General features: G+C 70.4%; 11 protein-coding genes and 1 pseudogene. 9 read left to right on the forward strand and 3 right to left on the reverse strand.

The window, feature by feature from the left end; translation table 11 throughout:
- A pseudogene (locus ACN675_RS24535) lies at positions 1-149 on the reverse strand (transcriptional regulator); the annotation flags it as partial.
- 155 nt (positions 150-304) lie between these two features.
- On the opposite strand from ACN675_RS24535, the gene mptB reads away from it, so the two are divergent.
- The 4 genes from mptB to ACN675_RS24555 are packed head-to-tail and all read left to right on the forward strand — an operon-like array spanning position 305 to position 4,835.
- Positions 305-2,071: a polyprenol phosphomannose-dependent alpha 1,6 mannosyltransferase MptB gene (mptB, locus tag ACN675_RS24540; RefSeq protein WP_420753318.1), complete on the forward strand. Its 1,767-nt coding sequence runs from the start codon at positions 305-307 to the stop codon at positions 2,069-2,071.
- The gene (locus ACN675_RS24545) at positions 2,068-3,012 is read left to right on the forward strand and encodes an ABC transporter ATP-binding protein (RefSeq protein ID WP_420753319.1); all 945 of its coding nucleotides are present in this window, start codon (positions 2,068-2,070) and stop codon (positions 3,010-3,012) included. The genes mptB and ACN675_RS24545 overlap by 4 nt, the downstream gene beginning before the upstream one ends.
- Positions 3,009-3,809 (forward strand): ABC transporter permease, encoded by an 801-nt coding sequence (locus ACN675_RS24550; RefSeq protein ID WP_420753320.1) that lies wholly within the window; start codon positions 3,009-3,011, stop codon positions 3,807-3,809. The genes ACN675_RS24545 and ACN675_RS24550 overlap by 4 nt, the downstream gene beginning before the upstream one ends.
- A gap of 57 nt (positions 3,810-3,866) precedes the next feature.
- A complete protein-coding gene (locus ACN675_RS24555) occupies positions 3,867-4,835 on the forward strand; it encodes a COX15/CtaA family protein (RefSeq protein ID WP_420753321.1) in 969 nt (322 codons plus the stop codon).
- 74 nt (positions 4,836-4,909) lie between these two features.
- On the opposite strand, the gene ACN675_RS24560 is transcribed toward ACN675_RS24555, so the two are convergent.
- The gene (locus ACN675_RS24560) at positions 4,910-5,257 is read right to left on the reverse strand and encodes a hypothetical protein (RefSeq protein WP_420753322.1); all 348 of its coding nucleotides are present in this window, start codon (positions 5,255-5,257) and stop codon (positions 4,910-4,912) included.
- A 22-nt stretch (positions 5,258-5,279) separates the two neighbouring features.
- On the opposite strand from ACN675_RS24560, the gene ACN675_RS24565 reads away from it, so the two are divergent.
- Positions 5,280-6,245, forward strand: a complete 966-nt coding sequence (locus ACN675_RS24565; RefSeq protein WP_420753323.1) for a quinone oxidoreductase family protein — start codon at positions 5,280-5,282, stop codon at positions 6,243-6,245.
- 122 nt (positions 6,246-6,367) lie between these two features.
- Here ACN675_RS24565 and ACN675_RS24570 read toward each other — a convergent pair whose 3' ends face one another.
- On the reverse strand, positions 6,368-7,345 hold the full coding sequence (locus ACN675_RS24570) for a heme o synthase (RefSeq protein WP_197253153.1): 978 nt from the start codon (positions 7,343-7,345) through the stop codon (positions 6,368-6,370).
- 221 nt (positions 7,346-7,566) lie between these two features.
- On the opposite strand from ACN675_RS24570, the gene tkt reads away from it, so the two are divergent.
- The 4 genes from tkt to ACN675_RS24590 form a co-directional block, all read left to right on the forward strand.
- On the forward strand, positions 7,567-9,669 hold the full coding sequence (gene tkt / locus ACN675_RS24575) for a transketolase (RefSeq protein WP_420753327.1): 2,103 nt from the start codon (positions 7,567-7,569) through the stop codon (positions 9,667-9,669).
- Between the two features lie 6 nt (positions 9,670-9,675).
- A complete protein-coding gene (tal, locus tag ACN675_RS24580) occupies positions 9,676-10,824 on the forward strand; it encodes a transaldolase (protein ID WP_420753324.1) in 1,149 nt (382 codons plus the stop codon).
- A 2-nt stretch (positions 10,825-10,826) separates the two neighbouring features.
- Positions 10,827-12,368, forward strand: a complete 1,542-nt coding sequence (gene zwf / locus ACN675_RS24585; protein ID WP_420753325.1) for a glucose-6-phosphate dehydrogenase — start codon at positions 10,827-10,829, stop codon at positions 12,366-12,368.
- Positions 12,365-12,844: glucose-6-phosphate dehydrogenase assembly protein OpcA (locus ACN675_RS24590; protein WP_420753326.1), on the forward strand; the 480-nt coding region annotated here is incomplete at its 3' end. The genes zwf and ACN675_RS24590, both read left to right, overlap by 4 nt.

Consider the following 12,844-nt stretch of genomic DNA (forward strand, 5'->3'; position numbering starts at 1 on the left):
CCGAGCCGCTTTCCGATCTCCGGGGCCGTGATCGGGCCCTCCTCGAGCAGCAACTGCACGACCGCCGCGCGGGTCTGACCCTCGTGCTGCGCCTGCTGCGGCGACGAATCGCGGCCCGAACGCGACGCGGCGAGCGCTGCGTCAGGCACGTGACCTGCGCATTTCTCGTCGACGGGGTGTTCGGTCGCTGATTTCACAACACCAGTGTGACGGAATTCGGAAACCCGGTCCACCAAGGGTGCCCTTCCCCACACCCCGGGCCGGACCGGGAATAGGCCCGTGACCGGCCCGATAGGCTGCTCGGGTGCCGCCGACCATCGACGAACCCAGCACGGCCGGCCCGGCCCCGAAAACGGGCCGCTCCGAGACCGCCCGTGCCTTCGAAACCGTCGGCATCCGGGCCGTCACGCTGGGCAAGCGCGCGCTCGGGCTCGACGGTCGCGGTCACCACACCGACGTGGTGACCGTCCTGCACGGCGACGAACGCGAAGGCCGCGGCCTCGACGCGACCGAGACCACCCAGTTGCACCGGATTCGGTTGTTCGGCGCGACCGGCGCGGTCCTGATGTGCGTCGGCGCCCTCGGCGCCGGCGCCCAGCCGGTGCTGCAGAACCCGGTCCAGGGCGTTCGGCTGCTGGGGTTGCCGGCCCGGATGCCGAGCGCGGCCCTGACCCTCGCGATGACCGGCACCGTCCTGGTCGTGCTGGCCTGGCTGCTGCTCGGCCGCTTCGCCGTCGGCCGGCGCGACCCCGACGGTCAGCCCCGACGGCTGTCCCGCTCGCAGCTCGACCGCACGCTGCTGTTGTGGATCCTTCCGTTGACCGTCGCGCCGCCGATGTTCAGCAAGGACGTCTACTCCTATCTGGCGCAGAGCGAGATCGCCGCGCGCGGGCTGGATCCGTATGCGATCGGCCCGGCCGGCGCGCTCGGCGTCGACCACGTGCTCACCCGGACCGTGCCGAACATCTGGCGCGAGACCTCCGCACCCTACGGGCCGGCGTTCCTGTGGATCGGGGAACGAATCACGTTCCTGACCGGCGAGAACATCGTGTTCGGCATCTTCCTGCACCGGCTGCTCGCGCTCGGCGGTGTCGCCCTGATCGTGTGGGCGCTGCCGCGGTTGGCCCGGCGCTGCGGTGTCGCGTCGGTGACCGCCCTGTGGCTCGGCGCCGCCAATCCGTTGCTGCTGTTCCACCTGGTCGCGGGCATCCACAACGAGGCGCTCATGCTCGGCCTGATGCTCGCCGGGCTCGAACTGGCGTTGCGCGGCATCCACGCCGGCGGACCGGGGACACCGCTGCGAGGCCGCTACCTCGCGTGGCTCCTCGCCGGCGCCGCCCTGATCGCCCTTTCGTCGATGATCAAGGTGCCGTCGCTGCTCGCCCTCGGATTCGTGGGCATGGCACTGGCACGACGCTGGGGCGCCACCGCGCGGGCGGTGCTGGCGGCGGCAGCACTGCTGGCGGCGGTGTCGCTGACGGTGATCACCGTGGTGAGCTGGGGCAGCGGACTCGGACTGGGCTGGACGAACACGCTGGGCACCGCGACCGAGGTGCGCAGCTGGATGTCGATCCCCACGCTGCTCGGTGTCGGGACCGGCCTGGCGGGGGTGCTGCTCGGATTGGGCGATCACACCACCGCGATCCTGTCGATCACCCGGCCGATCGCCGCGATGATTGCGGCATTCGTCACAATCCGGATGCTGCTGGCGGTGCTCGTCGGGCGGATCCACCCCGTCGGCGGGCTCGGGGTCTCGCTCGGCGCGATCGTGCTGCTGTTCCCCGTCGTGCAGCCCTGGTACCTGCTGTGGGCGGTGATCCCGCTCGCCGCGTGGGCCACCCGACCGATCTTCCGGATCCCCACCGTGGCCTTCTCGTCGCTGGTCAGCGTCATTTTGATGCCCAACGGCGGCGAGTACCAGCCGTTCATCATCGTGCAGGCCGCGATCGCGACGGTCGTCGTCGTCGGGCTGCTCATCGTGTTCACCCGGAACCGGTTGCCGTGGCGCGAGGAGGACCGCACACCACCGCGCCCCGCCGAATCCCCCGACGCCTACGCTGGAAACCCGTGACCTCGAGATCCCCTGCCGGTACGGCGCCTGCTGTGCGCCTGAACGGCGTCGTCAAGAAGTTCGGCGACACAATCGCCGTGAACGAGCTCGACCTCACGGTCGAGCGCGCCCAGGTGCTCGCCCTGCTCGGCCCCAACGGTGCCGGCAAGACCACCACCGTGGAGATGTGCGAGGGCTTCGTGACCCCCGACGCGGGCACCGTGCGCGTGCTCGGCCTGGATCCGGTCGCCGATTCGGAGGCGCTGCGGCCCCGGATCGGGGTCATGCTGCAGGGCGGCGGCGCCTACCCCGGTTCCAAGGCCGGCGAGATGCTCGACCTGGTCGCCTCGTACTCGGCGGATCCGATCGACCCGGCGTGGCTGTTGAACTGCCTCGGTCTCGACGAGGCCCGCCGCACCCCCTACCGCCGGCTCTCCGGCGGTCAGCAGCAGCGGCTGGCGCTGGCGTGCGCGCTGGTCGGCCGCCCGGAACTGGTGTTCCTCGACGAGCCGACCGCGGGTCTCGACGCCCAGGCCCGGCTGCTGGTGTGGGAACTGATCGACGCATTGCGCCGCGACGGCGTCTCGGTGTTGCTGACCACGCATCTGATGGACGAGGCCGAGGAACTGGCCGACGAGGTCGTGATCATCGACCACGGGCGGGTCGTCGCCGCGGGAACGCCCGAGGAGGTGGCCCGGACCGGGTCCGAGCACCAGCTGTGGCTGTCCGCATCCGCCGGCCTCGACCTCGCGCCGCTGCGGACCGTGCTGCCCGACGGGTTCCGCGTACGGGAGCCGCAGCCGGGCCGTTATCTGGTCGAGGGCGCGATCGATCCTGCGGTGGTCACCGCGGCGGCGTCGTGGTGCGCAGACCAGGGGGCGCTGGTGAGCGAGATCCGCGTGTACCAGCGCAGCCTCGAGGACGTCTTCCTCGACCTGACCGGACGGGAGTTGAGAGGGTGAGCGTGACGCATCACGATCGGCTGGCGAGCAACCGGTTCGAGGCCGGGACCTTCGCGCCCGCCCCGCGACCGAACACGCCGGTGGCGATGCTCGCGGCGCAGACGCGCATGGAGCTCAAGCTGCTGCTGCGCAACGGCGAGCAGCTGCTGCTGACGATGTTCATCCCGATCACCCTGCTCATCGGCCTGACCCTGCTGCCGATCGGTGATCTCGGCGATCCCCGCGTGGAACGGGTCCTGCCGGCGGTGATGATGGTCGCGGTGATGTCGACCGCGTTCACCGGCCAGGCCATCGCGGTCGGATTCGACCGCAGATACGGTGCACTGAAAAGGATCGGCGCGACCGCCCTGCCGAAGTGGGGCATCATCGCAGGTAAGAGCGCCGCGGTGGCAATCGTAGTGGCGATGCAATCGATTCTGCTCGGTGCTATCGGAGTGGCCCTCGGCTGGCGTCCGAGCCTGCTGGGACTGCTGCTCGGCGCCGTCGTCATCGCGCTCGGCACGGTGATGTTCGCGACGCTCGGGCTGCTGCTCGGCGGCACCCTGCGCGCCGAGATCGTGCTCGCCCTGGCGAACATCATCTGGTTCGTGCTGCTCGGCATCGGCAGCGTCGTGCTCGCCGGGGACGGCCTGCCCGACGCTCTCGTGCATCTGGCGCGGGTGACCCCGTCCGGGGCGCTGGCTCTCGGCCTCGAAGAGGCCGTGCTCGGCGGCATGGACTGGCTCGCGGTGACGATCCTCGCCGCCTGGGCCGTCGTCGGTGCGGTGCTGGCCCGGCGCTTCTTCCGGTTCACGTGACGACCCGGCCCCAGCCCAACTACAGCGCGTAGTGGACGGACCCGTACCATCGTGAACGTGCTGTATCGCGGCTACCTGAACCTCGTCGACCGACTTCCGCTGCCGTCGCTGCGGACCCAGCGGATCATCGCCTTCCTCACCATCGTCGTGCAGGGCGGCATCGCCGTCACCGGCTCGGTCGTGCGGGTCACCGCGTCGGGCCTCGGGTGCCCCACCTGGCCGCAGTGCTTCCCCGGCTCCCTGGTACCGGTCGGCGTGTCCAGCAACGTGCACACGCTCCACCAGATCGTCGAGTTCGGAAACCGCCTGCTGACGTTCGTCGTCGTCGCCGTCTCCGCCGCGATCGTCCTCGCGGTGACCCGCGCCCGTCGCCGCCGCGAGGTCATAGCCTGGGCGTGGCTGATGCCCGCCGGCACCGTGCTGCAGGCCGTGATCGGCGGCATCACGGTGCTCGCCGGGCTGGCGTGGTGGACCGTCGCGATCCACATGCTCGCCTCGATGCTGATGGTGTGGCTCGCGGTCGTGCTGTTCGTCAAGGTCGGCGAACCCGACGAGGGGGTCGTCGAGCAGGTGCTCCCCCAGCCGCTCCGGTGGCTGACCGCACTGTCCGCGGCCGTGCTGGCCGGCGTCCTGATCGCCGGAACCATGGTCACCGGAGCCGGCCCGCACGCCGGCGACAAGGGCGTCGAACGCGCGGTACCGCGGCTCGACATCGACATCACCACACTCGTGCACCTGCACGCCGAACTGCTCGTCGGCTACCTGGCGCTCCTGGTGGGCCTGGCGTTCGCACTGTACGCCGTCGCCGCCCCGGCCCCGGTGAAGCTGCGGCTGAAGGTGCTGATCGGCCTCGTCCTGGCCCAATCGCTCATCGGCCTCGTCCAGTTCTGGACGGACGTGCCCGCGGTGCTCGTGGTGCTGCACGTGGCCGGCGCCGGTCTGTGCACGGCCGCGACCGCAGCGGTGTGGAGCGCCGGCCGCGTCCGCGTCGCCGCCCCGCAACCCGAGGCCGTCACCACCGTCTGACAGCGATCCGACGCCGCGGGCCCACCTCCGATTCGGAAGGTGGGCCCGCGGTGTTTCGCGTGTCGGCGGCGGCGTCAGCGCTCGTTGCGCGCCTTCGGGAAGCGGGTCTGGTTCGCGACCCAGCCGGCCATCTTCTTCCAGTGGCCCTGCTGCGGGGTGGCGATGCTGGTGACCTCGCGGTCCCAGTCCGAGACCGTGACGTTCGGCAGCGCCTCGACGACTGCGTGCGCGGTCGCCAGGTCGGCGACGACACGATCGCCCAGGGTGCCGTCGGCGGCGACGACGGTCACGCGCACCCCGATTCCCCCGATCGGCTGCAGGACCGCCTTCGCGGTGTCGCCGTGCGCGGCGACGAAGGAACGGAGAGAGGAGACGACGTCGGCGGGCGCGGATGCGGCCGCGACCTGAGTTTCAGCGCTCATGCCTGCAGAATACTGTGGGCCCATGCGCGCAATCGAAGTGACACGGTTCGGCGGTCCCGACGTCCTCGTTCCCGCCGAGCTCCCCGATCCCGTTCCCGGGCCGGGTGAGCTGCTGGTCCGCACGGACGCCATCGGCGTCAACTACATCGACACCTACTTCCGCACCGGCCTGTACGCGACGGATCTGCCGTACGTGCCCGGTTCCGAGGGCACCGGCCGCGTCGAAGCCGTCGGGCCCGGAACCACCGAGTTCGCGGTCGGCGACCGGGTGTGCTGGGCCGCGGCCCCCGGCTCGTACGCGGAACTGGTCGTCGTGCCGGAAGCGGTCGCCGTGCCGGTCCCCGACGAGGTACCCGCCGACCAGGCCGCCTCCGCGCTGCTACAGGGCATGACCGCGCACTACCTGCTCGAATCGACCTATCCGGCGCAACCCGGGGAGACCGTGCTCATGCACGCGGGCGCCGGCGGCGTCGGCCTGATCCTGACCCAGCTCGCGACCACGAAAGGGGTACGGGTCATCACCACCGTGTCCTCGGACGAGAAGGAGGCGCTGTCGCGCGAAGCCGGCGCCGCGGAGGTGCTGCGCTACGGCGACGACCTCGCCGACCGGGTGCGGGAACTGACCGGCGGCGAGGGGGTCGCCGCCGTGTACGACGGGGTCGGCAAGGACACCTTCGAGGCGTCGCTGGCGTCACTGCGGATCCGCGGCACGCTCGCGCTGTTCGGTGCGGCCAGTGGCCCGGTGCCCCCGTTCGATCCGCAGCGGCTCAACCCCGCCGGATCGGTGTTCCTGACCCGCCCCACCCTCGTGCACTACACGCGGGACCGCCAGGAGCTGTTGTGGCGCTCCGGTGACGTGTTCGCGGCCATCGCCGCCGGTGATCTGAAGATCCGGGTCGGGGCGCGTTATCCGCTCGCCGACGCGGCGCAGGCCCACCGCGACCTCGAGGGCCGTAGGACCACCGGCTCGATCGTGCTGGCGCCGTAGGCGCCCGTGTGCCTTGATGGCGCCCCTGGGCGCCACAAAGGCGCACCGTGCAACAAGCGGCGCCGCCCTTCCGTCGGGAAGAGCGGCGCCGTTGCCGTCGGTCGGCGGATCGGTTCAGCAGATCAGAGGTACGAGGCGATCGTGGGCAGGTCCAGCACGGAGTCGACGGCCAGGCCCAGGCACACCACCGCGAGGTAGTTGTTCGACTGCAGGAACAGCTTGAGCGGCTTGACGGACGCACCCCCGCGCACGCTGTTGTACAGCTGGTGGGCGATGAACACGAACCAGGCACCGGCGAGCACCGCGACCGCCGCGTACACGACACCCGCCGCCGGGACGAGCACGAGCGTGGCCAGCACCGTCGCCCACGTATAGATCAGGATCTGCTTGGTGACGTGCTGCTCGGTGGCGATCACCGGGAGCATCGGCACACCGGCCGCCTTGTAGTCCTCCTTGTAGCGCATCGCCAGCGCCCAGGTGTGCGGCGGAGTCCAGAAGAAGATCACCAGGAACAGCACGATCGGTTCCCAGCTCAGCGACCCGGTCACCGCGGCCCAGCCCACCATCACCGGCATGCAGCCGGCGGCGCCGCCCCACACCACGTTCTGCCAGGTACGACGCTTGAGCACCATCGTGTAGACGAGCACGTAGAACGCGATGGTCGCGACGACGAGCGCCCCGGCGAGCAGATTCGCCCGCCACCACAACCACGCGAACGACGCGATGCCGAGCACCATGCCGAACACGAACGCGTTGCGGGTGGGCACGGCCTGCCGCGCCAGCGGACGCCGGGCGGTGCGTTTCATGACCTTGTCGATGTCGGCGTCGACGACGCAGTTGAGCGAGTTCGCGCTCGCCGCGCCCATCCAGCCGCCGAACAGGGTGCTGAGGATGAGAACGAGATCGACGTTGCCGCGGTCGGCGAGCAGCATCGCCGGGATGGTCGCGACCAGCAACAACTCGATGACGCGCGGCTTGGTCAGCGCGATGTAGGCGAGCACGGTGCCCGAGATCCGACCCCACGGGGTGTCCGGCCGCGGGGCGCTGGGGGCTTCCGGGGCACCGAAGCCGTGTCCTCCCGGCCGTCGCCCTGCCCGCACACTGTCTCCTTGCACCACGCGAATACACACCTTCGCTCGCCCGCCGACCGCCGCCCGATCACGGACGCGCACTACTACGGTCGATGGTAGACCGCGGACAGGCCTCGGCCGAATCGACCCGTAAGCCGCACGGGGCCGCCGCGGCCATTAGGCTGGGAGGGCGCGCGACGCATTCGCGGTCGCAGGCATCCCGTACACCCATGTCAGGAGACTTGAAGCTCGTGTCGATCACCGACGAGATCCGCACCCTCACCGCGGCGGTTCACCCCGCCGACTGGACCGATCTGGACACCAAGGCCGTCGACACCGCCCGTGTGCTTGCTGCGGACGCCGTGCAGAAGGTCGGCAACGGGCATCCGGGCACCGCGATGAGCCTGGCGCCGCTGGCGTACACGCTGTACCAGCGGGTGCTGCGCCACGACCCCACCGACCCGCAGTGGGTCGGCCGCGACCGGTTCGTGCTGTCCTGCGGCCACTCGAGCCTGACCCTCTACATCCAGCTCTACCTGTCCGGCTACGGCCTGGAGCTGGCCGACCTCGAGGCGCTGCGCACGTGGGGTTCGCTGACCCCCGGCCACCCCGAGTTCGGGCACACCGCGGGTGTCGAGATGACCACCGGCCCGCTCGGCCAGGGCCTGGCCTCCGCGGTGGGCATGGCGATGGCCGCTCGGCGGGAGCGCGGCCTGTTCGACCCCGAGGCGGCGGCGGGCACCAGCCCGTTCGACCACCACATCTACGTCGTCGCGTCCGACGGTGACATCGAGGAGGGCGTCACCTCCGAGGCGTCGTCGATCGCCGGCGTGCAGGAACTGGGCAACCTGATCGTCTTCTACGACGACAACAAGATCTCCATCGAGCACGACACCGCCATCGCGCTGAGCGAGGACACCGCCAAGCGCTACGAGGCGTACGGCTGGCACGTGCAGACCGTCGAGGGCGGCGAGAACGTCACCGCGATCCTCGAGGCGGTCGAGGCGGCGAAGGCCGTCACCGACAAGCCGTCGCTGATCCTGCTGCGCACCGTCATCGGCTACCCGGCGCCGACGAAGATGAACACCGGCGACGTGCACGGCGCGGCGCTCGGCGCCGACGAGGTCGCCGCGGTCAAGAAGTTCCTCGGGTTCGATCCCGAGAAGAACTTCGACGTGGACCCCGCGGTGATCGAGCACACCCGCCGCGTCGTCGACCGCGGGGCGAAGGCCCGCGCCGACTGGCAGGCCGCGTTCGACGCGTGGGCCGAGCGGGAGCCGCAGCGCAAGGAACTGTTCGACCGTCTGCAGGCCGGCGAGTTCCCGGCCGGCTGGGCCGACGCCCTGCCGACCTACGAGCCGGCCGAGAAGGGCCCGGCGACCCGGAAGGCGTCCGGCAACGCGCTCGCCGCGCTCGGCCCGATCCTGCCGGAGCTGTGGGGCGGGTCCGCGGACCTGGCCGGTTCGAACAACACCACCATCCCCGGTTCGGAGTCGTTCGGTCCCGAGTCGATCTCGACCAAGGACTGGACGGCCACCCCGTACGGCCGCACCCTGCACTTCGGTGTCCGCGAGCACGCCATGGGCTCGATCCTCAACGGCATCGCGCTGCACGGGCCGACCCGCCCGTACGGCGGCACGTTCCTCGTGTTCTCCGACTACATGCGTCCCGCGGTGCGCCTGGCCGCGCTCATGCAGACCCCGTCGATCTACGTGTGGACGCACGATTCGATCGGTCTCGGCGAGGACGGCCCGACGCACCAGCCGGTCGAGCACCTCACCGCGCTGCGCGCGATCCCGAACCTCGCGGTGATCCGCCCTGCGGACGGCAACGAGACGTCGTTCGCGTGGAAGGCCGCGCTGGAGAACAAGACGGGCCCGACCGCGCTGGCCCTGACCCGTCAGGACGTGCCGGTGCTCGAGGGCACCCGCGAGAAGGCCGCCGAGGGCGTGACCCGCGGCGCCTACGTGCTCGCCGAGGCGTCGACCGGCACGCCCGAGGTGCTGCTGCTCGCCACCGGTTCCGAGGTGCAGCTCGCCGTCGCCGCGCGCGAGGTCCTCGAGGCCGAGGGCGTTCCGACCCGCGTCGTGTCGGTGCCGGTTCTCGACTGGTTCCTCGAGCAGGACCAGGCGTACCGCGACGAGGTGCTGCCGCCGTCGGTGAAGGCCCGCGTGTCCGTCGAGGCCGGGCTGGCGCTGCCGTGGTACCGCCTGATCGGCGACGCCGGCGAGGCCGTGTCGCTCGAGCACTACGGCGCTTCCGCCGACTACAAGACCCTGTACCGCGAGTTCGGCATCACCGCCGAGGCTGTCGTCGACGCTGCACGCCGCTCGCTGACGCGACTGAAGGGATAGATCGTCATGACGCAGGAAACCACCACGCAGCAGAACGCGAACCTGGCAGCGCTGTCGGCCGCAGGCGTGTCCGTGTGGCTCGACGACCTGTCCCGCGAGCGCATCGAGTCCGGCAACCTGGCCGAGCTCGTCGCGACCCGTTCGGTCGTCGGGGTCACCACCAACCCGTCGATCTTCCAGGCGGCGCTGTCGAAGGGCCACGCGTACGACGCGCAGATCACCGAACTGGCTGCCGCCGGCTCCGACGTCGACACCACGATCCGCACCGTCACCACCGACGACGTGCGCGCCGCGTGCGACGTCCTCGCACCGGTGTACGAGGCGACCGACGGTGTCGACGGCCGGGTGTCGATCGAGGTCGATCCGCGACTCGCCCACGAGACGGACGCCACCGTCAAGCAGGCGATCGAGCTGTGGAAGATCGTCGACCGCCCGAACCTGTTCATCAAGATTCCCGCGACGGTCGCCGGCCTGCCCGCGATCGCCCGGGTGATCGGCGAGGGCATCAGCGTGAACGTGACGCTGATCTTCTCGGTGGACCGGTACGAGCGGGTCATCGAGTCCTACCTCGACGGGCTGACCGCGGCGAAGGCCGCCGGGCACGACCTGTCGAAGATCCACTCGGTGGCGTCGTTCTTCGTGTCCCGCGTGGACACCGAGATCGATGCGCGGCTCGAGGAGATCGGCACGGACGAGGCACTGGCCCTGCGCGGCAAGGCCGGGGTCGCCAACGCTCGCCTGGCGTACGCGGCCTACCGGAAGGCCTTCGAATCCGGTGCACGTTTCGAGCAGCTCGCCGCCGCCGGCGCCCGGCCGCAGCGCGCGCTGTGGGCGTCGACCGGTGTGAAGAACCCCGCCTACCCGGACACGCTGTACGTGACCGAGCTGGTGGCGCCGAACACCGTCAACACCATGCCGGAGAAGACCCTCGAGGCGGTCGCCGACCACGGTGAGATCACCGGCGACACCGTCTCGGGTACCGCCTCCGCGGCCGAGCACGTGTTCTCCGCGCTGAAGAAGGCCGGGATCGATCTGAACGACGTGTTCCGCAAGCTCGAGGACGAGGGCGTCGAGAAGTTCGAGGTGTCCTGGAACGAACTGATCGCGGCCACGGCCGAGCAGCTTTCGGCGCACACCGCCGGCGCGGAGGGCTGACGGTGAGCGAACCCGCGGCGGCGGAGTGGGTCAATCCGCTTCGTGACGAGAGGGATCGGCGGCTTCCCCGCATCGCGGGCCCGTGTGCGCTGGTGATCTTCGGGGTCACCGGCGACCTGGCCCGCCGCAAGCTGATGCCGGCGGTCTACGACCTCGCCAATCGCGGCCTGCTGCCGCCCGGGTTCGCACTGATCGGCTTCGCCCGGAGGGACTGGGTGGACGAGGACTTCGGCCGGATCGTGCACGACGCGGTCAAGGCGAACTCGCGCACCCCTTTCCGGGAGGAGGTGTGGCAACGACTCGCCGAGGGGATCCGCTTCGTCCAGGGCAGCTTCGACGACGACGACGCGTTCGCCCAGCTCGCGACGACCCTCGCCGAGCTCGACAAGATCCGCGGCACCGGCGGCAATCACGCGTTCTACCTGTCGATTCCGCCGGCTTCGTTCCCGGTGGTGTGCTCGCAGCTGTCGCGTTCGGGTCTGGCCGGCTCGGAGAACGGGCGCTGGAGCCGCGTCGTGATCGAGAAGCCGTTCGGCCACGACCTGACCAGCGCCCGCGCGCTCAATGCCGTTGTCGGCGAGGTGTTTCCCGAGGATTCGGTGTTCCGCATCGACCACTACCTCGGCAAGGAAACGGTGCAGAACATCCTGGCGATGCGGTTCGCGAACCAGCTGTTCGATCCGTTGTGGAACGCCCACTACGTCGACCACGTGCAGATCACCATGGCCGAGGACATCGGGCTCGGCGGCCGCGCCGGATACTACGACGGCATCGGTGCCGCGCGCGACGTCATCCAGAACCATCTGCTGCAGCTGCTCGCGTTCATCGCGATGGAGGAACCGATCAGCTTCGATCCGGCCGAACTGCGGGCCGAGAAGATCAAGGTGCTGTCGGCGACGCGGCTCGCCGAACCGCTCGACGAGACCACCGCACGCGGACAGTACGTCGCGGGCTGGCAGAACGGCGGCGAGGTCGTCGGGTTGCACGAGGAGCAGGGTTTCGCGCCGGACTCGACGACGGAGACGTTCGCGGCGATCACCTGTGAGATCAATACCCGGCGTTGGGCGGGTGTGCCGTTCTATCTGCGCACCGGCAAGCGGCTGGGGCGTCGCGTCACCGAGATCGCGATCGTGTTCAAGCGGGCGCCGCACCTGCCGTTCGACGACACCATGACCACCGAGCTGGGCCAGAACGCGCTGGTGATCCGGGTGCAGCCGGACGAGGGCGTCACACTCCGGTTCGGGTCGAAGGTGCCCGGCTCCTCGATGGAGGTCCGGGACGTGAACATGGACTTCAGCTACGGCCAGGCGTTCACCGAGTCCTCGCCGGAGGCGTACGAACGCCTGATCCTCGACGTGCTGCTCGGCGAACCGTCGCTGTTCCCGGTCGACGAAGAGGTCGAATTGTCCTGGAAGATCCTCGATCCGGTGCTCGAGCACTGGGCCGCCCACGGTGTCCCGGAGCCGTACGAGGCCGGGACCTGGGGCCCGCCGTCGGCGGACGAGATGCTGCGCCGCTCCGGCCGCGAATGGAGGCGGCCGTGAGGGTTCAGCTGCGCAACGCAACCGCGATCGACATCGGCAAGAAACTCGTCGAGCTGCGTCGCAACGGTGGTGTCGTCACGCAGGGCCGCGTGCTCACGCTCGTGGTGTGCACCGACGGGGGTCGCGGTCTCGAACCGGCGATCGCCGCCGCGACCGCCGCGGCGCGCGAACATCCGTGTCGCGTCATCGTCGTCGGCCGGGTCAACGACGGCGACGTCCCGCGCATGGACGCCGAGATCCGTCTCGGTGGCGATGCCGGCGCGTCCGAGGTGCTGATCCTCGCGTTGCACGGACCGCTCGCGGACCATCAGGAGTCGGTGATCGTGCCGTTCCTGCTGCCGGACACCCCGATCGTCGTGTGGTGGCCGACGTCGCCGCCGGAGGTTCCCGCGAAGGACCCGGTGGGTCGCCTGGCGGTGCGCCGGTTGACCGATGCCACCAACGACGCCGATCCGATGGCCGCGATCGCTTCCCGG

The sequence above is a fragment of the Rhodococcus sp. O3 genome (genome assembly GCF_048897285.1).
Classification (GTDB): domain Bacteria; phylum Actinomycetota; class Actinomycetes; order Mycobacteriales; family Mycobacteriaceae; genus Rhodococcus.

Excerpts from the sequence above, each read along its gene's own strand:
- ACN675_RS24560 (WP_420753322.1), bottom strand. The coding sequence starts at position 5,257 with ATGAGCGCTGAAACTCAGGTCGCGGCCGCATCCGCGCCCGCCGACGTC.
- ACN675_RS24565 (WP_420753323.1), top strand. The coding sequence starts at position 5,280 with ATGCGCGCAATCGAAGTGACACGGTTCGGCGGTCCCGACGTCCTCGTT.
- tal (WP_420753324.1), top strand. The coding sequence starts at position 9,676 with ATGACGCAGGAAACCACCACGCAGCAGAACGCGAACCTGGCAGCGCTG.